The sequence below is a fragment of the Sporosarcina sp. GTC18466 genome (assembly GCF_055389225.1).
In genome coordinates, this window is record NZ_AP044037.1 from 575,771 (window position 1) to 597,912 (window position 22,142).

20 protein-coding genes are annotated in these 22,142 nt (G+C 51.3%); 5 read left to right on the forward strand and 15 right to left on the reverse strand.

Translation table 11 applies throughout. The features are described from left to right. The first annotated feature begins 37 nt into the window (after positions 1-37). The 4 genes from ACZ5FK_RS02885 (at position 38) to namA (ending at position 4,503) form a co-directional block, all read left to right on the forward strand. A complete protein-coding gene (locus ACZ5FK_RS02885; protein WP_464806413.1) occupies positions 38-1,177 on the forward strand; it encodes an SPFH domain-containing protein in 1,140 nt (379 codons plus the stop codon). Beyond that, on the forward strand, positions 1,174-2,307 hold the full coding sequence (locus ACZ5FK_RS02890; protein WP_464806414.1) for a hypothetical protein: 1,134 nt from the start codon (positions 1,174-1,176) through the stop codon (positions 2,305-2,307). Before ACZ5FK_RS02885 ends, ACZ5FK_RS02890 begins: the two co-directional genes overlap by 4 nt. Before the next feature lie 316 nt (positions 2,308-2,623). Then, on the forward strand, positions 2,624-3,433 hold the full coding sequence (gene proC / locus ACZ5FK_RS02895; RefSeq protein WP_464806415.1) for a pyrroline-5-carboxylate reductase: 810 nt from the start codon (positions 2,624-2,626) through the stop codon (positions 3,431-3,433). Between the two features lie 113 nt (positions 3,434-3,546). Next, a complete protein-coding gene (gene namA, locus ACZ5FK_RS02900; RefSeq protein ID WP_464807345.1) occupies positions 3,547-4,503 on the forward strand; it encodes an NADPH dehydrogenase NamA in 957 nt (318 codons plus the stop codon). Positions 4,504-4,594: 91 nt separating this feature from the next. Here the strand turns inward: namA and rnz are convergent, their stop codons facing one another. The 6 genes from rnz to mce are packed head-to-tail and all read right to left on the reverse strand — an operon-like array spanning position 4,595 to position 10,380. Next, positions 4,595-5,536, reverse strand: coding sequence for a ribonuclease Z (gene rnz / locus ACZ5FK_RS02905; protein ID WP_464806416.1), 942 nt, complete (start codon positions 5,534-5,536; stop codon positions 4,595-4,597). Positions 5,537-5,539: 3 nt separating this feature from the next. Continuing rightward, positions 5,540-6,742, reverse strand: a complete 1,203-nt coding sequence (locus ACZ5FK_RS02910) for a DNA polymerase IV (RefSeq protein WP_464806417.1) — start codon at positions 6,740-6,742, stop codon at positions 5,540-5,542. Between the two features lie 39 nt (positions 6,743-6,781). Beyond that, entirely contained in the window at positions 6,782-7,258 is a 477-nt protein-coding gene (locus ACZ5FK_RS02915; protein ID WP_464806418.1) for a chemotaxis protein CheW, read from the reverse strand. Positions 7,259-7,260: 2 nt separating this feature from the next. Beyond that, on the reverse strand, positions 7,261-8,394 hold the full coding sequence (locus ACZ5FK_RS02920; RefSeq protein WP_464806419.1) for a M20/M25/M40 family metallo-hydrolase: 1,134 nt from the start codon (positions 8,392-8,394) through the stop codon (positions 7,261-7,263). A 23-nt stretch (positions 8,395-8,417) separates the two neighbouring features. Then, a complete protein-coding gene (locus ACZ5FK_RS02925; RefSeq protein ID WP_464806420.1) occupies positions 8,418-9,965 on the reverse strand; it encodes an acyl-CoA carboxylase subunit beta in 1,548 nt (515 codons plus the stop codon). A 1-nt stretch (position 9,966) separates the two neighbouring features. Beyond that, a complete protein-coding gene (mce, locus tag ACZ5FK_RS02930; RefSeq protein ID WP_464806421.1) occupies positions 9,967-10,380 on the reverse strand; it encodes a methylmalonyl-CoA epimerase in 414 nt (137 codons plus the stop codon). A gap of 114 nt (positions 10,381-10,494) precedes the next feature. Here mce and prli42 point away from each other — a divergent pair, with 114 nt between their 5' ends. After that, entirely contained in the window at positions 10,495-10,590 is a 96-nt protein-coding gene (gene prli42 / locus ACZ5FK_RS02935; RefSeq protein ID WP_464806422.1) for a stressosome-associated protein Prli42, read from the forward strand. A 56-nt stretch (positions 10,591-10,646) separates the two neighbouring features. On the opposite strand, the gene ACZ5FK_RS02940 is transcribed toward prli42, so the two are convergent. The 9 genes from ACZ5FK_RS02940 to buk form a co-directional block, all read right to left on the reverse strand. Next, positions 10,647-11,087 (reverse strand): BrxA/BrxB family bacilliredoxin, encoded by a 441-nt coding sequence (locus ACZ5FK_RS02940; RefSeq protein WP_464806423.1) that lies wholly within the window; start codon positions 11,085-11,087, stop codon positions 10,647-10,649. Between the two features lie 75 nt (positions 11,088-11,162). Next, entirely contained in the window at positions 11,163-12,218 is a 1,056-nt protein-coding gene (meaB, locus tag ACZ5FK_RS02945) for a methylmalonyl Co-A mutase-associated GTPase MeaB (RefSeq protein ID WP_464807346.1), read from the reverse strand. Positions 12,219-12,238: 20 nt separating this feature from the next. After that, positions 12,239-14,395 carry a methylmalonyl-CoA mutase gene (gene scpA / locus ACZ5FK_RS02950; RefSeq protein ID WP_464806424.1) on the reverse strand — a complete coding sequence of 719 codons (2,157 nt, stop codon included), beginning with the start codon at positions 14,393-14,395 and terminating at the stop codon, positions 12,239-12,241. Next, positions 14,382-16,064, reverse strand: coding sequence for a methylmalonyl-CoA mutase family protein (locus tag ACZ5FK_RS02955; RefSeq protein WP_464806425.1), 1,683 nt, complete (start codon positions 16,062-16,064; stop codon positions 14,382-14,384). The genes scpA and ACZ5FK_RS02955 overlap by 14 nt, the downstream gene beginning before the upstream one ends. A gap of 149 nt (positions 16,065-16,213) precedes the next feature. After that, positions 16,214-17,536 (reverse strand): dihydrolipoamide acetyltransferase family protein, encoded by a 1,323-nt coding sequence (locus ACZ5FK_RS02960; RefSeq protein WP_464806426.1) that lies wholly within the window; start codon positions 17,534-17,536, stop codon positions 16,214-16,216. Between the two features lie 21 nt (positions 17,537-17,557). Beyond that, positions 17,558-18,541, reverse strand: a complete 984-nt coding sequence (locus ACZ5FK_RS02965) for an alpha-ketoacid dehydrogenase subunit beta (RefSeq protein ID WP_464806427.1) — start codon at positions 18,539-18,541, stop codon at positions 17,558-17,560. Beyond that, positions 18,541-19,548 carry a thiamine pyrophosphate-dependent dehydrogenase E1 component subunit alpha gene (locus ACZ5FK_RS02970; RefSeq protein ID WP_464806428.1) on the reverse strand — a complete coding sequence of 336 codons (1,008 nt, stop codon included), beginning with the start codon at positions 19,546-19,548 and terminating at the stop codon, positions 18,541-18,543. Before ACZ5FK_RS02970 ends, ACZ5FK_RS02965 begins: the two co-directional genes overlap by 1 nt. Positions 19,549-19,594: 46 nt before the next feature. After that, complete coding sequence (gene lpdA, locus ACZ5FK_RS02975; protein ID WP_464806429.1) at positions 19,595-21,022, reverse strand: dihydrolipoyl dehydrogenase; 1,428 nt, start codon at positions 21,020-21,022, stop codon at positions 19,595-19,597. Between the two features lie 27 nt (positions 21,023-21,049). Continuing rightward, complete coding sequence (gene buk, locus ACZ5FK_RS02980; RefSeq protein WP_464806430.1) at positions 21,050-22,132, reverse strand: butyrate kinase; 1,083 nt, start codon at positions 22,130-22,132, stop codon at positions 21,050-21,052. Positions 22,133-22,142: the final 10 nt, after the last annotated feature.

Genomic DNA, 22,142 nt, shown 5'->3' on the forward strand with positions numbered 1-22,142 from the left:
CTAACAGAAAATCCAGTCGTGAAAAGGGGCGCTGAGAGTGGGGATCTTTGATTTTTTGAAAAGCCAATTCATTGAAGTCATCGAATGGACAGACGAGAGCACAGACCGGATGGTGTACCGCTTTCCTGTGCAAAACAACGAAATTAAAATGGGTGCGAAACTGATTGTCCGGGAATCGCAAGCAGCCATATTTGTCAACGAGGGTGAGATCGCTGACGTGTTTCTGCCCGGACACCATTTGCTGTATACACAGAACATGCCGATACTGACAAAATTAAAATCATGGAAGACTGGCTTCGACTCGCCTTTCAAAGCGGAAGTCTATTTTGTCAATACGAAACAGTTCATCGACCGAAAATGGGGCACTTCCAATCCCATCATGATGAGGGACGCTGATTTCGGGATGATCCGGCTGCGTGGATACGGGATTTATTCCTATAAAGTCGAAGACCCTTCCCAGTTCCTAAAAGAGGTGTTCGGGACAAATGGCGCTTATGACACCGATACGATTGAAGGCCACTTGAAGAAGATGATCCTGTCGGGCCTGACGGATCTGATTGGTGAATCGCGCATCGCTGCACTCGATCTGGCGATGAATTATGATGAGTTAAGCAATGGTGCGCTTGTGAAGATGAAAGACCGGTTCGCATCGTTCGGCCTCGATATCACCTCTTTGTTCATCGAGAACCTTTCTCTGCCAAAAGAGGTCGAGCAGGCGATGGATACGAGAACGACGATGGGCGTCCTCGGAAACATGGGACAATACCAGCAATATCAGGCGGCTGAAGCGATCCGGGACATCGCGAAGAACGAAGGGAACGGTCTTGTCGGGGCAGGAGCGAGTCTTGGCACTGGAGCTGCGCTCGGCCAAGTGATGGCCGGTGCATTCGCTTCCCCTGCGCAGCAGACGGAAACGCAAGCTGCGGCTAAGAAACCATGTCCGCATTGCGGAGAGCAGATCCGTGCTACGGCAAAATTCTGCCCGGAGTGCGGCAAGTCGCTCCAAGCTGAAAAAGTTCCATGCATCAGCTGCCAAGCGATGATCAATAAGGATTCAAGATTTTGCGGTGAATGCGGCGCGAAACAAGCGACAGAAAAAATATGTCCTGATTGCGGGGCGAAAAACTCCCTAGCTTCCAAGTTCTGCGGTGAGTGCGGAGGAGGCCTCGATGCATGACAGAGAAGGTGGATCGGCCTGGCGGGGAGCTCGGAGAGGAACTGAGCCTGCAGGAAGAAACAGACGTCCGGCTATGTGACTCATGCGGCGGCAATACTGTTTTTGAACCAGCCACAGGCCAATTGAAATGTCCCTTCTGCGGGTCCCGGGTTGAAATCGAGGAGACGCGGAACAATGCTGTCGAGCTCGATTTTCATACGGGTCTCAGGCAGGAGGATATCGACTTCGGCAACAGCCGCCGTGTCTTCCGTTGCGACGGCTGCGGGGCGGAAACAGTGCTCGAAAGGGATGCTGCCGCTGATTTCTGTTCGTTTTGCGGTTCCAGCCACATCGTTCTTTCCGATACGGATGCCGGCATTCGGCCTTCCCTTCTCGTCCCGTTCAAGATCGGTGAGAAGGAGGCGGCAGAGAAATTCAAGATATGGATCAGGAAACGGTATCTTGCACCGAATGATCTGAAGCGATCTTACGAGCTGCAGCGGATTAAGGGCGCCTATATCCCCTACTGGACATTTGATGCACAGACCCATTCCGCTTACACCGTCCAGATCGGGACATATTATTATGTGACCGAGACAAGAACCATCATGGAAGACGGCAAACCGAAGGAAGTGACCGAACAAGTCCGGAAGATCAGATGGCGGACGAAGCACGGGAGACATTCTGAGTTCTTCGATGACGTACTTGTCAAAGCCTCACGCAATGTCGCTTCCGGACTGATGGATAAAGTGGAGCCCTTCCGACTTGAGGAGCTTGTCGATTACAGGACGGAGTATATGTCCGGATTCCTGGCTGAACGGTACTCCATTCCTCTGAATGTCGGATGGCAGGACGCCAAGGGATTGATTGGCCGGCGCATCGACAATTCGATTTTGCGCAAAGAGATCGGCGACGAAGTCCGGATTTCCGAGGTATCGACGCAGCATAGGGACATCACGTACAAACATGTACTGCTGCCGCTTTGGATCTCATCATTCAATTACAAGTCGAAAGTATACCGCTTCCTGGTCAATGGCCAGACCGGAAAGGTGAGTGGCAAAGCGCCTGTCAGCCCATGGAAAATAACAGTGATCGTGCTTGTCGCCGCTGTTATCGCCCTTCTTTTTATCATATTTGGTGATTCATTTTAAAGGTTGACTTTCAAGAAATGGCATGCCATAATTTTTCTAATAATCAAGCATTGATGAAGACCAGTAGAGATGCGATGGATTTCAGAGAGCCCGTTCATGGCTGCAAACCGGGTATCCCTCTCGCGACTCGAACCTGCTTTGGAGCTGCCGCCTCAAAAACGGCCGTGCCTCCCTCGTTACGGGAGAATGAGCGCTGTAGGCGGATTGGCCTGCAGAATCATTGGTGGTACCGCGGGAACAGGCGTTTTCCGTCCTTTGTATTGAGGATGGGAACGCCTTTTTTCTATTTGAATAGTAATGGAAGGATGGAGACGAGATGGAGAAGATTGTGTTTGTCGGGGCTGGATCGATGGCGGAGGCTATAATTGCTGGCATCGTGACTCATAAGGTTGTCATGCCGGAACGCATTTTTGTCATGAATAAGGCGGATGATGATAGATTACAAAATCTGCAGCAGAAATACGGGTTATCGATTGTCTGCAAGGAGAGGCGTGCGCTCGGTGAAGCTGATCTCATCGTGCTGGCAACGAAACCGAAAGATATCCGGCAAGCGATGCAGGACATTTCCAATTATGTAGGTCCCACAGCTGCTGCCTTGTCGGTCATAGCTGGCGTTCCGATCACTGCGATTGAAGATGGGCTTGGCATGCGGCCTGTCGCGCGCTGCATGCCGAATACATCAGCCGCCATTGGCAAATCGGCAAGCGCTGTTGCCATGAACGAGACTGTGACTGACAGTTTGCGTGAGGAAATTCTGCATCTGCTCGGTGCGATCGGCATCGTCAAAGAGGTGAAAGAGGATGATCTTCATGCCGTCACTGCCCTTTCCGGCAGCGGACCAGCCTACATATATTATTTGGCGGAAGCTCTTGAAGCGGCGGCAATTAATAATGGTCTGCATAAGGAAACGGCACGTGAATTGATCGTACAGACGATCGAAGGCGCCGCCTTCATGCTGAGGGCGACAGGCACCGAGCCTGATGAACTGAGACGGAATGTGACGAGTCCGGGCGGAACGACGGAGGCGGGGCTCAACGTGCTGGAAAGGCGATTGTTCAAAGAGGCGATTGCTGAATGCCTTAGCGCAGCGGCAGCGAGATCCCGTGAGCTTGGCACGAAGTCTTGAAGTCTTCCCTTTGCTATACTTGAATCGAAATGTAATTAATGGAGGCGATAAATGTGGCATTGTTATTCGAGCCCTATACAGTGCGCGGCGTAACTTTGAAGAATCGGATCGTCATGGCCCCGATGTGTATGTATTCCTGCGGAGAAGACGGGAAATCAACAAGTTTCCATGATGTCCATTATGCTTCTCGCGCAGCAGGCCAGGTGGGGCTGATCATTGTTGAAGCGACAGCTGTCCTGCCGGAAGGGCGGATTACAGCAGAAGATCTTGGCATCTGGAGTGATGGCCATACAAAAGGCCTTGCTGAATTGGTTGCCCGTATGAAGGAGAATGGTGCGAAAACTGGTATCCAGCTCGCACATGCGGGACGCAAGGCGACTGTCGACGGGCCAATCTTTGCACCGAGCGGCATTCCATTCAATGACAAATACAAGACACCGGCAGAAATGTCACAAAACGATATAGAGCGGACTGTCCAGGCATTTAAAGAAGCTGCTGCCCGGTCGAAAGAGGCAGGCTTCGATGTGATCGAACTTCATGCCGCCCACGGCTACTTGCTGAATGAGTTTCTGTCACCGCTGACGAACAAAAGGACAGACGAATACGGAGGACCAAGCGAGAACAGGTATCGGATTTTACGGGAGACCATTGATGCGGTACGCTCCATTTGGGACGGTCCATTATTTGTCCGAATATCGGCGAACGATTATGCAGAAGGCGGCATGACACCGCGTGACTATATCCAAATGGCCCGCTGGATGAAAACACAGGGAGTGGATCTGATCGACGTCAGTTCAGGGGCGAATGTGCCAGCGTCGATTGATCCGTTTCCCGGATATCAAGTCCCCTATGCAGAGGAGATCCGTCGGGAAGCGGATATTCCAACGGGTGCAGTCGGCCTGATCACAACAGGTGTGCAAGCAGAAGAGATATTGAGGAATGGACGCGCCGACCTGATCCTGCTCGCCCGTGAATTGCTGAGGGATCCCTACTGGCCTTACAGGGCGGCGAAAGAGCTGCATACAGAAATTCCGTCCCTTAAGCAATACGAGCGCGGTTGGACGTTTTGAGCCGATCCTGATTGAAACCGTCTCCCCCTCCTGGGCAGACGGTTTTCTTAACGCCAAACAATCCGCCCCTCGTGCGCAATAGGGCGGACTGTTAATCAGTTATTTCCTGTATGGTACCGTTTTTCAGTTCATACTTAGAAAGGTCATCTGCAATAAATAAATTGGGGAAAATCGATTGTCCCTGTCCAAGAAGCCGTTTCATGTCGCTTGGCATGTAACGGGAACTGACATGATTGCCGATCAGTGTTTTTACGCCTGCCTTGCGCGCCACCTCTGCGGCCTCCGTGACAGTAGAATGGCCAAATTCCTTCGCCCCTTCTGTCCCCTCTTCGAACGTCACCTCATGGATCAGAACGTCTGCGTTTTTCGCTAAAGCCACTGCCTGTTCTGTATAACTCGTGTCTCCGAGAACCGCAATAACGAAACCGGGCTGACGGGGACCGGTTACGTCCGCACTTCTGACAATCCGGCCATCAGGAAGTTCCACATCTTCCCCGTCTTTCAACTGTTGCAGCAGCGGACCCTTTGGAACTCCTTCAGCAAGCGCCTGATCGATCAGCAGCTTGCCTGCGAGCGGTTTCTGCTCTATACGAAAACCGTAGCTTGGTATGACATGGGCCAGTTCTAAAGCGGTGACAGTGAAGTTTTCATTTTCATAAATGACACCTTCTTCAATCTCATGGACATTCAGTTCATATGAAAGATGGGTTTTCGTCAAGCGGAACGTGACTTTCAGCCAATCTTGCAGCCCTTTAGGTCCGTAAAGATCCAGCGGCTCATCCCCTCCAAGGAATGACCGGGAACCGAGAAAACCAGGCAATCCGAAAATGTGGTCACCGTGTAAATGCGAAATGAAGATTTTGTTGATTTTGCGGGGTTTGAGCGGCGTGTGCAATAATTGGTGCTGCGTCGCTTCACCGCAATCAAACATCCAGTATCCTTCTTCCTCGGCTGCCAGGCTGATGACGAGCGATGAGGTGTTCCTCTGTTTGGACGGCATGCCTGCGCCGGTTCCTAAAAATGTGATTTCCACTCGTTATCCCTCCTTCGGGCCCAGCCGGGATCCTGCGCCCCATTTCACTTTTCCTTCTCCGAATTTCTTATCCAAATCCGAGACCAGTTCTTCCATTTGCACTTCCTTTGCATGCCGTTCGAATGTATCAAATGACAGCTGCTCATATAAATCGCTGATCGGCACTACACTCGAAGCTGTGATCCCGAGCAGACGGACAGGATCTCCTTCCCAATTTTTCCGGAACAATTCTGCAGCTACCGGATAAATCGCTTCGGTGTCATATACGGGATTCAGCAGTGAGCGGCTTCGTGATTGGTTGCGCCAGTCAGACGTCCGTATCTGGATGGATATCGAGATCGCCGCCAATTCATTGCGCTGGAGACGCCCTGCCACTTGCGAAGCAAGTTTTCCCAGCACCTGCAGGCATGCCTCCTCATCCGTCTCATCGATCGGCAGCGTAGTTGAACTGCCGACACTTTTTCGCTCCTCCGCCGAAGCCGGATCAACTGGTCTATGATCTATGCCGTTCGCCCGTCTGTGCAACCGGAGGCCATTTTTACCGAGCTTGATTTTTACAATCGTTTCATCCGCTTGTGCCAGATCACCGATTGTCTGGATACCGATAGATTGCAGCCGCTTTTCAGTGCTTTCCCCGATTCCATGCATTTCAATCACAGGCAGCGGCCAAAGCAGCCGAGGGACGTCCCTCTTGCGCAAAATCGTGATTCCCATTGGTTTCTTCATATCTGACGCAGTCTTTGCCAAGAACTTATTTGGCGCAATTCCAATTGAGCAGGGCAAATCCAGTTCCCTGAGTATCCTCTGCTGCAATTCCTCTGCAATGGATACAGCATCTGTCAAACCGCCGATATCGGTAATATCGATGTACGCTTCATCGATCGATACCGGCTCCACTAGATCGGTGTAGGATCTCAATATAGTGAAAACCGCAGCAGAAGCTTCCCGGTACTTCTCTCTGTCGGGCGGTACGATGACAAGATCGGGGCATAGCCGTCTTGCCTCTCCTACCGACATTGTCGTGTAGACGCCGTACGCCCGCGCTTCGTATGAACAAGTTACGAGGATGCCCCGGCGTTCTTTTGGATTTCCTGCAACCGCAAGCGGCAGACCTTTGAGTGAAGGGTCATGCGCCTGCTCGACGGATGCGAAAAAGCTGTTCATGTCCAGATGAAGGATCACCCGTGCATTTGTTTTACCACTCACTGCGATTCATCCCCTCGGGGCATGAGCCACGCTCTGTTTTTACTGTTCCGCGGCAGCCTGCGCATGAACAAACTCTCCAATTTCATCCATTCCCGACAACGATTCCGACAGCTTATGTGGATCGACGACTGTGATCATCCTGTCGCCCAGGCTTGCGACAGCTGTGAAATAAGGCGTCCGCGAATACGCCATCAGCCCGGATGTCGTCAAGCTGCTTTCCGGTATATCCACAATTTCTTTCGCTTCCAGCACAACAAGTCCGATATGAAGCTGAGCGGTCTGCACGATCACAACCCTCACTTCATTCAGATCGTCGGCATGCTTACCGTATAGGATTTTTTCAAAATCCAGGATTGGCGTCAATTCGCCGCGTGCCCGCATAAGGCCGAGCATATAATCCGGGAGGTGTGGGATGGGATTCACTTTTTCCATTTTTTCGATTGATACGACCGAATCGACCGGCAATGCGTACTCTTCATTGCCGCATCGGACGATGACCGCTTTCATATCCGCCATATTCAGCCCTTCTTTCCGCGGGTCGCTGCTGTTTTGACAATCTCTACAAGCAGTTCGGCAAGTTTGTTCAGTTCCTCTACCGGCATACGCTCGTTTTTCGTATGGATCTCTTCATATCCAACCGATAAGGTAACCGTCGGAACGCCCATTCCGTTGAATACATTACCGTCGCTGCCGCCTCCGCTAGTCATCAGTTCCGGCTTGCGGCCGACCGCTTCAATCGCCTGCATTGCAACTTTGACGACTTCGGCATCCTCCCCAAAATGGAATCCAGGATACATTAGTTTCACTTCGGTTTCTGCACTGCCGCCCATTTCTTCCGCCGTCCGTTTAAACGTATCCACCATATGGGCTGTCTGTCTGTCCAATTTTTCTTCGTTGATGGAACGGGCTTCTGCTAGAATATGGACCTCATCACAGACAATATTCGTCGCCTGTCCGCCTTCAAAGCGTCCGATATTAGCTGTAGTTTCCGAATCAATTCTTCCTAGAGTCATCCGGGAAACAGACTTGGCAGCTATGTTGATAGCGGAAACACCCTTTTCAGGAGCTACGCCGGCATGAGCGGTTTTCCCGTGAATGGTCGTCCAAAGTTTTGCCTGATACGGAGCAGCTGTTACAATGCCGCCGACTTTTCCGTCGCTGTCGACCGCATATCCATATTTCGCCTTCAAGACATCCGGGTCCAGTTCTTTTGCGCCGACAAGACCACTTTCCTCACCCGCTGTGATGATGAATTGGATGTCGCCATGCTGGATGTTATTTTCTTTAAGCACACGGACCATCTCAAACAGAGCAGCAAGGCCCGCTTTGTCGTCTGCCCCTAGAATTGTTGTGCCATCCGAATAGATATAACCGTCTTCACGAAGTTCAGGCTTAATTCCCTTACCCGGCACGACGGTGTCCATATGACACGTAAAATAGATCGGATCGGCGCCCTCTGCTGTCCCGTTCAGATTGGCTACCAAATTGCCCGCTCCGTGTCCGGTGCGCGCAGCAGAATCATCTTCAGTCACCTTAAAACCAAGCGTTTCCATCTTTTCTTTCAGAACGTGAACGATCGTTCCTTCATGTTTCGTCTCGGAATCAATCTGGACAAGCTCGAAAAATTCATCTAGCAACCTTTTTTCATTCATGTCTATTCACTCCATTCTTCAAATTAAAGCGGGATGTTCCCGTGTTTCTTCTTTGGCCGTTCCTCTTTTTTGCCTCTCATCATATCAAGCGCCTGCAGCAACTTGATGCGGGTTTCCCGCGGATCGATGACGTCATCTACCATACCGTGCGAAGCAGCGACATATGGATTCGCGAATTTTGTCCGGTATTCCTCGATCTTCTGCGCGCGGGTTGTGTCCGGGTCGTCACTTGAAGCGATCTCCCGTGCGAAGATGATATTGGCAGCACCTTCTGCACCCATGACCGCGATTTCTGCGTTCGGCCATGCATACACGATATCGGCGCCGATCGCTTTGGAATTCAGAGCGACATACGCGCCGCCGAACGCTTTTCGCAGAATGACGGTGATCTTAGGCACAGTCGCTTCGGAATAGGCATACAAGATCTTTGCGCCATGGCGGATGATGCCGCCGTGCTCCTGCTTGACGCCCGGGAAGAAACCTGTGACATCCTCAAATGTGATGAGCGGTATATTAAAGGAATCGCACGTCCGGATGAATCTGGCAATTTTATCGGAAGAATCGATATCAAGTCCGCCCGCCATCACTTTCGGCTGGTTGCAGATTAGGCCAACCGTCTCGCCTTTCATCCTGGCGAACCCGACAACCGCATTTCTTGCAAACTCAGGCTGCACCTCAAGGAAAGTACCCTCGTCCACTATTTGACTGATGACATTCCGCACATCATACGGGCGGATTGTTTCAAAGGGCACTACATCTGCAAGGTCCGGACGGTAGTCATCCCCTTCGCCCGTCTCTTGGCGCGGTACTTTCTCTTCGTTGTTTTGCGGCAAATAGGATAGAAGTTGACGGACCTGTTTAAGGACCTCCGTTTCGCTCTCCCCCCGGAAATGCGCATTACCGCTGATCGAGTTATGCACTTTCGAACCGCCGAGGTCTTCAGAGCTGATTTTTTCGCCTGTCACAGTCTCGATCACTTTCGGTCCTGTGATGAACATCTGGCTTGTTTTATCCGTCATGAAAACAAAATCGGTGATCGCTGGTGAATAGACGGCTCCACCTGCACAGGGTCCAAGGATGACGGATATTTGCGGAATGACTCCTGAGTATATCGCATTTCGGTAAAATATATCTCCATAACCGTCAAGCGATACAACCCCTTCCTGAATGCGGGCACCGCCGGAATCATTCAGGCCGATGAACGGCGCGCCGTTTTTCGCAGCAAGATCCATGACGTTCGCAATCTTCATTGCATGCATCTCACCAAGCGCTCCTCCGAAAACGGTGAAATCTTGCGAGAATAAGTAAACCGGGCGGCCATCAATCTTTCCGTATCCCGTCACGACCCCATCTCCCGGCCCAATCAACTTGTCCATCCCGAAATCTCTCGTGCGGTGGATGACAAACGGATTCAGTTCCACGAATGATCCTTCATCAAGCAGAAGGTCAATCCGCTCACGAGCCGTCAGTTTTCCTTTTTCATGTTGCTTTTCAATGCGTTCATCTCCGCCCCCCAGCTCAATTTCACGTTTTTTGTCATACAGTTCATTTATTTTATCGTATATATCCATTTTACTGATCCCCTTTGCCACTTTTATCGCACAGCTCGTAAAGGACGCCGAAAGAATCTTTCGGATGCAGGAAGGCTACCTGTGCTCCGCCGGCGCCAGGTTTCGGCTCGTCGGACAAAAGACGCACTCCTTTTTCTTTCAGCCCGGCCATCCGTTCTTCAATTCCGGCAACGCCGAATGCGATATGATGGATGCCTTCGCCCTTCTTTTCAATGAACGTATGGATGGTGCTGTTTTCGCTCATCGGCTCCAGCAGCTCAAGCTTTATATTCCCCGCGTCCAGAAATGCCACTTTCACCTGTTGGCTCTCGACCTCTTCAATGCCGATCAGCTGCAGGCCTAATGTATGTATGTAATGGTCCAGCACCGAATCGATGCTTTTCACCGCTATGCCGATATGGTCCACTTTTTCCACTTCCATCCCTCCCTCTTCTTATTGTAACGCGAACAAAGCGAATCCGCTACATGTTGAGTTTCGCTGGCTTTCTGGTAAAATAGAGTTAGTTTATAGCGTAAGGAGAATCGCCTGATGAGCAATAAAAAAATCCAGAAGTTTGTCGTCTATATGATGGTCGCTGCCATGCTCGCCTCAACCCTCGCTTTTGGCCTGAGCCTGTTACTCTGAAATGAGAAATGAAAAAGTCCAACCGTGCCCGAAGGCCTGGTTGGACTTTTCGTTTATCAGACTTCCTCGCAGAATTCCTCGAACTTGCTTTGCAGATTCGTGACGACAGACATCGGATCATGCCCTTCGATTTCATGCCGGCCGACTTCAGCCACAAGCTCTCCGTCTTTCAGCAAAGCAAAAGATGGGGAAGATGGAAGATGATAATCGCCGAAATGCATGCGCGCCTGTGCTGTCGCTTCCTTGTCTTGTCCTGCGAACACTGTGACAAGATGCGTCGGACGCTTGTCATAATGCACGGCATGCGCAGCCGCCGGGCGTGCAATGCCACCTGCGCAGCCGCAGACCGAATTCACCATTACAAGAGTTGTTCCCGGGCGTTTGAAAGCCTCTTCCACATCTTCCGGAGTCCGGAGCTGCTCGTATCCGCTTGCTTCCATTTCAGAACGGGCCTGATTTGTTATATCGTCCATATAGAAATTGAAATTCATTGTCATATGTCGTACTCCCCTTTCATCTTATACGGTAATCATAGCAGTTGACGGGTCATCTTGCAAAAGCCGTACTCCCGGCTAGCTGCCGTCCTCTTTGAAAAGTTCTTCAATCGCGCCGGCAACGGTGATTTCGCCTTGCAGCAGCCGTCTTTCCAGCCGGCTGACCTCTTCCTTCCGTCCCTCTTCCGAATAAAAGATATCAAGCAGCCGGTCCTCGATCGCCGACTGGAACCAGTCTCTCGTCTGCGCTTGCCTTCTCTTTTCCCATACACCGCTCTCTTTCATCTGCTCACTGAATGAGAGAATCATATTCCATGCATCTTGCAGGCCGGTATTTTTGAGCGAAGAGACCGGCAGCGCTTTTGTTGTCCAGCCGGGCGTTGAAGGTTGCAGGAAGTGAAGAATCTGTTTATATTCACGGACCGTTTTTTTCGCGAGTCTCTCATTATCTCCGTCCGCCTTATGGACGATAATGCCATCCGCAAGCTCCATGATCCCTTTCTTCATCCCTTGCAATTCATCCCCCGCACCGGTCAGGACGAGAAGAAGGAAAAAATCGACCATGCCGCGCACGACAGTTTCGCTTTGTCCGACTCCGACCGTCTCGACGAGGATGATATCATAGCCCGCCGCTTCACAAAGAAGCATTGTCTCGCGTGTCTTCTTATGCACACCGCCAAGGGTCCCGGCGGAAGGGGAGGGACGGATGAACGCCTTAGGATGCTTAGCGAGCTGCTCCATCCTCGTTTTGTCACCGAGGATGCTGCCGCCTGTCACAGTGGAGCTTGGATCGATCGCAAGGACCGCGACCTGGTGGCCTGCTTCCGCCAGCATTAGCCCGAACGCTTCGATGAATGTACTTTTCCCCGCACCAGGGACACCCGTTATGCCGATGCGTATGCTGCGACCTGTTGCAGGCAGCAGCTCGCGCAACAGTTCCTGGCCAGCCCGCTTATCAGCCAGGTTGATGCTTTCAAGCAGCGTAATCCCCTTCGCCATATGCAGCCGTGAACCGGTATGGATCTCACGCGTAAGCCGGCCGGTATCCTCTTCACGGTTCTTTTTCCGGAATCTTTTTCGCGGAGACGCCGTCATTCCGTCATGATTGGATTCAATGCCGCCCATGACGGACATCGTGCCCTCTTTTTTTTCATTCACTCGATCACTTCCTCGTAGCCGAGCTTCCTATATATATCTTCGATCACTTTCTGTGCAGCGACTGGTATGACTGTTCCTGGTCCAAAGATGGCGCTCGCCCCATTTTCGCGGAGAAACGTATAGTCCTGTGCAGGAATGACACCGCCGACAACAATGAGGATGTCCGGCCGTCCAAGCTTCGCAAGTTCATCGCGGAGTTCAGGGACAAGTGTTTTATGCCCAGCAGCGAGCGAACTGACACCAACTACGTGGACGTCGTTCTCGACCGCCTGCCTCGCTGTCTCCTCGGGCGTCTGGAACAGAGGACCGATATCGACATCGAAGCCAAGATCGGCAAACGACGAAGCAATCACTTTCGCCCCCCTGTCATGTCCGTCCTGCCCCATTTTCGCGATAAGGATGCGCGGACGGCGGCCTTCATTTTCAAGGAACTCTTCAGCCATTCCCTTCACTTCATCAATTTCTTCCTGATTCGAGAAGTTGGAGCTGTAGACCCCGCTCACTGACCGGATGACAGCTTTATGCCGTCCCGACACCTTTTCAATTGCATCCGAGATTTCGCCGATTGTCGCACGCTCGCGGGCAGCATTGACAGACAATGCGAGCAGGTTCCCCGTGCCGCTGCGCGCCGCCTCAGTGATGGCTTCGAGGCTTCTCAGCACTGCCTCCTCATCCCTGCTTCCTTTCATACGGTTGATCCGTTCGATCTGTTTATGGCGGACCGCTGTATTGTCAATATCTAAAATATCGATCGGCTCCTCTTGCTCCAGCCGGTATTTATTCACCCCGATGATCGTCTCCGTTTTCGAATCGATCTTCGCTTGACGTTTGGCTGCCGCTTCTTCGATCTTCATTTTCGGCAAACCCGTCTCGATCGCTTTCGCCATGCCGCCGAGTTCTTCTATCTCCTGAATCAGCTCCCAAGCCTTTTCCATCAGTTGCTGCGTCAGCGACTCGACGTAGAAAGAGCCTCCCCACGGATCGATCGTCTTCGTCATGAGTGTCTCCTCCTGCAGGAATAACTGTGTATTCCTTGCGATGCGGGCAGAGAAGTCTGTCGGCAAGGCAATCGCTTCATCGAGCGCATTCGTGTGAAGCGACTGGGTATGGCCCATGGCAGCGGCGTTCGCTTCGATCAGCGTCCGGGTCACATTGTTAAACGGATCTTGCTCCGTCAGGCTCCAGCCGGATGTCTGGGAATGGGTGCGAAGCGCAAGTGATTTTGGGTTTTCCGGATTAAACGTCTGCATCATTTGCGCCCAGATCCGACGTGCCGCCCGCATCTTTGCAATCTCCATGAAATAATTCATGCCAATCGCCCAGAAGAAGGAGAGCCGCGGTGCGAATGAATCGACGTCAATCCCGGCAGCGAGCCCTGTCCGCACGTATTCAAGACCGTCCGCAAGCGTATAGGCAAGTTCGATATCTGCCGTCGCACCCGCCTCCTGCATATGATAGCCTGAAATCGAAATCGAGTTGAATTTCGGCATATGCTTGGATGTATAGGCGAAAATGTCAGCGATGATCCGCATCGACATTTCGGGTGGGAAAATGTACGTATTTCGCACCATATATTCTTTTAAAATATCATTCTGGATTGTGCCGGCAAGCTGCTCTGGCCGAACTCCCTGCTCTTCAGCCGCTACAATATAAAATGCCATGACGGGAAGCACTGCCCCGTTCATCGTCATCGAAACAGACATTTGGTCAAGAGGGATGCCGTCAAAAAGGATCTTCATATCTTCAACCGAATCTATCGCTACACCCGCTTTACCAACGTCCCCTTTGACGCGGGGATGATCGGAATCATAGCCTCTATGCGTAGCAAGATCGAATGCGACAGAGAGGCCTTTTTGTCCCATCGCAAGATTCCTGCGATAAAAAGCGTTACTCTCTTCAGCAGTTGAGAACCCAGCATACTGACGGACAGTCCATGGGCGGGCGACATACATTGTCGGATACGGCCCTCTCGTGTTTGGGGCGATTCCAGGCAAGTCCCTCAAATGCTCCGCCTCTTTGATATCCTCTTCGGAATAGTTGCGCTTCACTTCGATTCCTTCATTTGTCAGGAATGCCTCTGAGTGTTCGGAACCTTTCATGGACAAATGCATGGACTTTTGGATGTCTACTGTTTTAAAGTCAGGCCTTTTCATTGTGCATGCCTCCCCCTTTCCAGTTGTCATAGATGTCCTGGAGTTTCGCAATCCGGTCCTGCCCCTTTGTTATGAATCCGTTAAGACCTGCAGCTACCCATGCGTCCATCAGATCTCGATCATAAGCGCCTGCTGCATCAAGCATGATACCGGCTGGCTTTTCTTCGAGGACCTGACCAATGACTTGTTCTGCCAAGCCGGCGGGAGCACAGATCACTGCATAATCCGGCTTTTTGTCCGCGAGCCACTGGACTGCTTCAGCAGCATCTTGGAATAGAGGGCTCCATTCGCTTTCCAGCCCGCCGGTCATTAGGAAACCGCTGACGAAATCAGCTCTCGGTTTCACATGTTTCAAATCACCGAACATGAGAAGCACAACTTCAGGCCGGGCAGCTGCGAATTTCGATCGTATATCTTCGAAAGGCTCCGCGAAACGTCTCACTGCCGGATTGCCGGGATCATCCATAAGCGGGTAAGAGGAAGCATCTGCATACATATTCGTACCGACGAGCGGCGTTTCTGCTTTCCTGATCCGTTCTTCTCTTGATTTCCATGAATCTTGGAGGCTAGTAGCCGCAAAATATTGTTCATATCCTCCGGCTTGTTCAATTGCGAGGAATCTATCCCACGCCTGTTCCACTAACTGCTCTGTCAGCCTCTCGAGGAAATAAGAGCCAGCCGCAGGGTCATCGACTTTTTCAATATGTGTCTCATCTCTCAATACGAATTGGATATTGCGTGCATACCGGATTGAACTTGTCGAAGGTCCCGTCAACATATCATGCGGATGGACTGTGATCGAATCTGCCCCGCCGAGTATGGCGGAGAAAGCCTCATTGCCCGCACGCAGAAGGTTGACATAGGGATCGATTTTTGAATAGGAGCGCAAAGATGTCTCCGCAAGAACCGGAATAGGTTGTGCTTCTTCCCCATACGCACTTGCAAACGCTTTCCATAACAGCCGGAATGCCCGCAGTTTAGCGATCTCCATGAAAAAGTGTGTATCAATTGAGAAATGCACATAAAACCCAGAGGAAAACGCGCTGAATGATTCTGCCTTTTCTGCCTTGCCTGCAGCTATGGAAAGGGCGGCAGCTAATTCAGTAACCGCGTCTGCTCCCTCGTAGTGAACCTTTCTGACATCCGCTCCATTGGTCCTGATATGCTGGTAACCCGGCGGTACGATCCAGTCGCCTGCCTGCACGATGCCGCGTGCTTTATGCCGGTCCGCATGTTCAATGAAATCGAGCGCTTTCCAGATGGGATCGTCTTTTTCCATTTCCGTGAACTGAAAAGGATATTGCAATAATAATTTAGCGAGCGCAACAAGGTCCTGATCTGTCCATTCGAACGGTTGCATTCCGCTATAGACGATCGACTCATTGCCTTGTCTTAAAGACTCTTCAAGCTGTTGTACGAATTCGGTTCCACTTTGCGCGAACGTTTGCTGTGCAACTGTCCAGCCAGCCGTCTTCTTTCCTTCCCGGATGGATTCGGATTGCGTGGAATCATACGGCTCTGTATATAATGGCTGCAGCTCGATCCCTTCCCAAGTTGGGGTGATCAGTGTATTGAACGATTGCCCTTTCAATGATTGCTCCACAAGATCTTTCCACTTGCCGAGGTCGCCTTCAGGAAACTTCGCATTTTTCATCATATGTACCGGCAATTTGGGATTCCTCCTGCAATGTATTTTTATCTTCTCTTTTATCTCAGAAAAGTATAATTATATTCACTAGTTTACATGACTTGCGCCCTTATCGGAAGAGGATCTATGAAAAATCCCCATGACGATGATTGCCATGGGGATTTTTCTGCTTAATAGATCGATGTGTTATCTTTTGTGGTATTTTCAAGAATTCCTTTGACTCGAGCAAGGAATTGTCCAGCGATAAGCCCATCGAGTACGCGGTGGTCAAGAGATAAGCAAAGATTGACCATATCCCGTACGCCGATCATGCCGCCTTCCATGACGACAGGACGCTTGACGATCGATTCCACCTGCAGAATTGCGGCTTGCGGGTAGTTGATGATCCCCATTGACTGTACAGAACCGAATGACCCTGTATTATTGACAGTGAATGTTCCTCCCTGCATCTCGTCCGACTTCAGCTTACCTGTGCGCACCTTAGTTGCCAGCTCATTGATCTCACGTCCGATCCCTTTGATCGTCAATTCATCGGCATGCTTGATGACTGGCACGTAGAGGGCGTCTTCCGTCGCAACAGCAATTGAGATGTTGATGTCTTTCTTCTGGATGATCTTGTCACCCGCCCACATGGAATTCATCATCGGGAATTCCTTAAGCGCTTGCGCGACCGCTTTCACGAAGAATGCGAAGTAGGTCAGGTTGAAGCCTTCCTTCTGTTTGAAATTTCCTTTTAGTGAATCGCGGTAGCTGACCAGATTGGTCACATCCACTTCCACCATCGTCCATGCATGCGGCGCCTCGTGTTTCGAACGCAGCATATTTGCAGCGATTGCACGGCGGACGCCTGTTACAGGAATTTCCACATCTCCCGGAGACACTGGAACCGGCGCAGCTTCCTTCTTCGCAGGACTTGCAGCCGGTGCAGCACTTTGGACCGGTTGCGCTGTTGAGCTGGACGAAGAGCTGGACGAAGATTCCTCTTGCGCTGGAGCAGCCGGAATTTCACCGCTTTCAATGATTTGCATCAGATCTTTCCGCGTGATGCGACCGTCTTTTCCAGAACCTGAAACAAGTGAAAGATCGATATCATTTTCTTGAGCCAGGCGCAAGACGGCTGGGGAGAAGCGTCCCGAAGCCGCCCCTTTCTGCTGTTTCAAAGGAGAGGCTGGCTTTTTAGATCCTGCTGCCGGCATTTCGTTAGCTGGCTCTTCCTTGGCAGGAGCAGCTTCTGGCTTTGCTTCACCGCCGCCCTCCGTTTCGATCGTGCAGACAATGACGCCGACTTCAACGGTTTCTCCCTCTTTAACGATGATTTCCTTAATTGTCCCTTCGAAAGATGAAGGGATTTCCGCTGTCACTTTATCTGTATTGACTTCAGCAAGCGGATCGTATTTATTTACATGGTCGCCTGGTGCGACGAGCCATTTTTCAATTGTGCCTTCGGTGACGCTTTCACCGAGTTTCGGCATCTCAATATTTTCAACAGCCATTTGGATCGGACTCCTTCCGGTTTAGAATTCCGCTAGTTCGCGGGCAGCCTTTTCAACTTTGTCCGGATTCACCATGAAGAATTTCTCCATTGTCGGAGCGTAAGGCATAGCAGGGATATCCGGGCCGGCAAGACGTTTGATCGGTGCATCCAGATCGAACAGGCAATGTTCCGCGATGATGGCGGATACTTCGCTCATAATGCTTCCTTCCAGATTGTCTTCTGTCACGAGGAGCACTTTTCCTGTCTTGGATGCAGCTTCGATGATCGCTTCCTTGTCGAGTGGATAAACTGTCCGCAGATCGAGGATATGCGCGGAAATCCCATCTTCCGCCAGGCGCTCAGCTGCCTGCAATGCGAAGTGGACGCAAAGTCCGTAGGTGATGATTGTAATATCTTCGCCCTCGCGTTTCACATCGGCTTTGCCGATTGGCAGGACATACTCCTCCTCAGGCACTTCGCCTTTGATAAGCCGGTATGCACGTTTATGCTCGAAGAATAGAACCGGATCGTCGTCGCGGATTGCCGCTTTTAAAAGACCTTTCGCGTCATATGGTGTCGATGGGATGACGACTTTGAGTCCAGGTGTGCTGGCGAACATAGCTTCAACAGACTGCGAGTGGTACAGTGCTCCGTGGATACCGCCTCCAAATGGGGCACGGATTGTCAGCGGGCAAGACCAGTCATTATTGGAACGGTAACGGATCTTTGCCGCTTCGGAGACAATCTGATTGACAGCAGGCATGATGAAGTCTGCGAACTGCATCTCGGCGATAGGCCGCATGCCGTACATGGCTGCACCGATTGCAACACCGGCAATCGCAGATTCTGCAAGCGGCGTGTCAAGCGCACGGTATTCGCCAAATTGGTCATACAGACCTGTCGTCGCTTTGAAGACGCCCCCCTTGCGGCCGACATCTTCCCCTAGAACAAAGACATTCTCGTCCCGCTCCATCTCTTCCTTCATCGCGAGGGTGATCGCATCAATATATGAAAGGACTGCCATCACTTGTCTCCCCCTTCCTCTTTATATACATGGAGAAGCGCATAGTCAGGTTCCGCATACGGCGCCTGCTCCGCATATTCTGTCGCCTCGTTGACGGATTTCATGACTCTGTCATCAATTTCCTTCGCTTTCTCTTCATCCATCACTCCGGCTTCTTTCAAATAGACCGCGAATTTTGGAAGCGGGTCCAGCTTACGTTCTTCCGCCAGCTCCTCAGGATCCCGATATAGACGGTGGTCATCGTCGGAGGAATGAGCTGTCAGACGGTAGCACACCGCTTCCACAAGGCTTGGGCCTTCGCCGCTTCGTGCACGGTCAGCCGCTTCTTTCACGACTTTGTACACTTCCAGCGGATCTGTTCCGTCCACCGTGACACCCGGCATGCCATAACCTACAGCCCGGTCTGCCACATGCTCGCACGCAAGCTGCTTTTCCAAAGGTACGGAAATCGCATACTTATTGTTTTCAACCATGACGACAGTCGGCAATTTATGGACGCCTGCAAAGTTCATTCCTTCATGGAAATCACCTTGGTTGGAAGAACCTTCGCCAAGTGTCACGAATGTGATGAAATCTTCGCCTTTCATTTTCGCTGCAAGCGCTGCTCCTACTGCATGAGGCAATTGGGTCGTAACAGGCGAGGATCCGGTCAAGATCCGGTTTTTCCGTTGACCGAAGTGGCCTGGCATCTGCCGACCGCCGGAGTTCGGGTCTTCCGCTTTTGCGAATGCAGAGAGCATAAGATCTTTTGGCGTCATGCCGAAATGCAGGACGACACCCATATCACGGTAGTAAGGAGCAATCCAGTCCTTTTTATTGTCAAGCGCGAATGCTGCGCCGATTTGTGCCGCTTCCTGCCCCTGGCAAGAGATGACGAACGGAATCTTTCCTGCACGGTTCAGAAGCCACATACGCTCATCAAGCCTGCGAGCCATGAGCATTGTTTCATACATGTGAAGAACGTCTTCATTAGAAAGTCCAAGCTCTTCATGACGAGATTTAGCCATTTTTTCAATATCCCCCTTCTAACTGATGCCGATTTTCCGGCATTGCTTACATATGGATCGCTTTTCCGTCAACGGCCAGCGCCGCTTCTCCCATAATTTCGGATAAAGATGGGTGAGGATGCACAGTCATAGCGACCTCCCACGGAGTTGCATCCAGAACCATGGCAAGACCTGCCTCTGAGATCAAATCTGTGACATGCGCCCCGATCATATGTACACCGAGTATGTCATCCGCGTTCTTGTCTGCAATGATTTTCACAAAACCATCGGCATTCCCATTGACGAGTGCCTTGCCGATCGCAGCGAACGGGAATTTGCCGACTTTCAATTCAAAGCCGCGCTCTTTCGCCTGTGCTTCCGTGAGGCCGACGCTTGCCGCCTCGGGACTCGAGTAGATGCAACGAGAAATGTTGACATAATCAAGCGGATGCGCATCATGTCCTGCGATATGCTCAACAGCTGCAATCCCTTCGTGTGAAGCGACATGTGCGAGCTGGAGGCCGCCTATACAATCGCCGATCGCATAAATATGGCTCTCTTTCGTCTGGTAGGTCGGCTTTGTTTTGATGTAGCCTTTTTCAGTTTCAATTTCCGTATTCTCAAGTCCGATGCCTTCGATGTTCGCCTGCCGCCCTACGGAAACAAGCATTTTTTCTGCTGTGAATTCCTTTGTTTCGCCATTGATATCTGCAGAAATTGTTACAGAACCTTCCGCTTTCTGAAGCGTTTCCGGCATCACTTTCGCTCCGACCGCAAAGTTGATCCCTTTCTTTGTAAGGAGTTTTTTCATTTCCTTAGAGATATCCGCGTCTTCGGTAGGCAGAATCCGATCGGCATATTCAATGACAGTCACTTCCACACCGAAATCATGCAGCATCGATGCCCATTCGATTCCGATGACGCCGCCGCCGACAATGATGATCGACTTCGGCAAGCTCTCCATCTGAAGGGCACCGTCGCTCGACATGATCTGTTTCTCATCAAGTTCCAGGCCGGGCAAGGTGCGCGGACGCGAACCTGTTGCAATGACAAGGTTCTTAAGGATCAGCATCTCATTCTCTTCACCGTTGTTCATCTCGACCGAGATTGTCCCCGGCATCGGTGAAAAGATGGATGGGCCAAGCATGCGTCCTGTCCCTTCATATACATCGATCTTTCCTTTTTTCATAAGAGCCTTCACGCCATTATGCAGCTGCTCAATAATTTTCCCTTTGCGTTCCTGGACCCGGGCGAAATTAAGTGTGGCACCTGATGTATCTACTCCGTAACCGGCTGCCTCTTCTTTCGCGAGACGGTATACTTCCGCACTTTTCAGCAATGCCTTGCTCGGTATGCATCCTTTATGCAGGCAAGTTCCGCCTAGATTCTCTCTTTCGACAAGAGCAGTTTTCAAGCCGAGTTGAGCTGATCTGATTGCAGCTACATATCCACCTGTGCCTCCGCCGAGGATCACTACGTCATATTCCTGTGCCATAGATAGATGGCCTCCTTCGACTATCCATCACGATGGATAGGTTTTTGCTTGTTCTTCACCGGAAAGGACCCGCATGGCTCCTTCCGCCAGCGCCTGGAGTTCGTCTTCACCAGGGAAAACGGCGACCTCCGCAATCCAGCCGATTCGTTCAATGATCGAGTCGATATAGTCTTTACCGTACGCAAGTCCGCCTGTCAGCAGGATCGCATCCACTTTCCCGCCTAGTACAGCGGCCGCACTGCCAATCTCTTTTGCAACCTGGTACGCCATGGCCTCATAAACGAGGGCTGCCTGTTCGTCACCTTTTGCAATGCGTTTTTCAACAGCTACCGCATCGTTTGTGCCTAGATAGCCGACAAGGCCTCCTTTGCCGACGAGTTTCGTCATCAGCTCATCCTTATAATGCATGCCGGAATAACATAAGTCGATCAAATCTCCAGCCGGAACTGTCCCCGCGCGCTCTGGACTGAAAGGACCGTCACCATGCAGACCGTTGTTGACATCTACGACACGGCCATATTCATGGACGCCGACGGTTATACCGCCGCCCATATGCACCACGATCAGACGCAGCTCATCATAGCGCTTTCCCGCCTGTTTGGCGTACCGCCTTGCGACTGCCTTCTGGTTCAGGGCATGGAAGATCGATTTCCGTTCAATTAGCGGAAATCCGGAAATGCGGGCAACCGGCTGCATTTCATCCACGACGACCGGATCGACAATGAACGCCGGGATGGACAATTCCGATGCGATTTCATCAGCCAAAATGCCCCCGAGATTCGAAGCGTGCTGCCCTGAATATCCTTTGCGCAAATCAGCGATCATCTCTTCGTTAACCGCATATGTCCCGCCGGATATGGGGCGGAGCAGGCCGCCCCGTCCGCAAACCGCATCTAGGCTCGATGTTTCAATGCCGTTTTCTTCAAGTGCTGCGAGAATGGCTTCCTTTCTGAATGCGTATTGATCAATAATGGAAGGATAGCGTGCAATCACTTCTGCTGGATGCCGCATAGTATTTTCCATTACAAGAGTTCCGGCGGCATAGACGCCAATTTTCGTTGATGTGGATCCTGGATTGATCACCAGGACATGATAATTTTGTTCTGGCATGCCCATACCG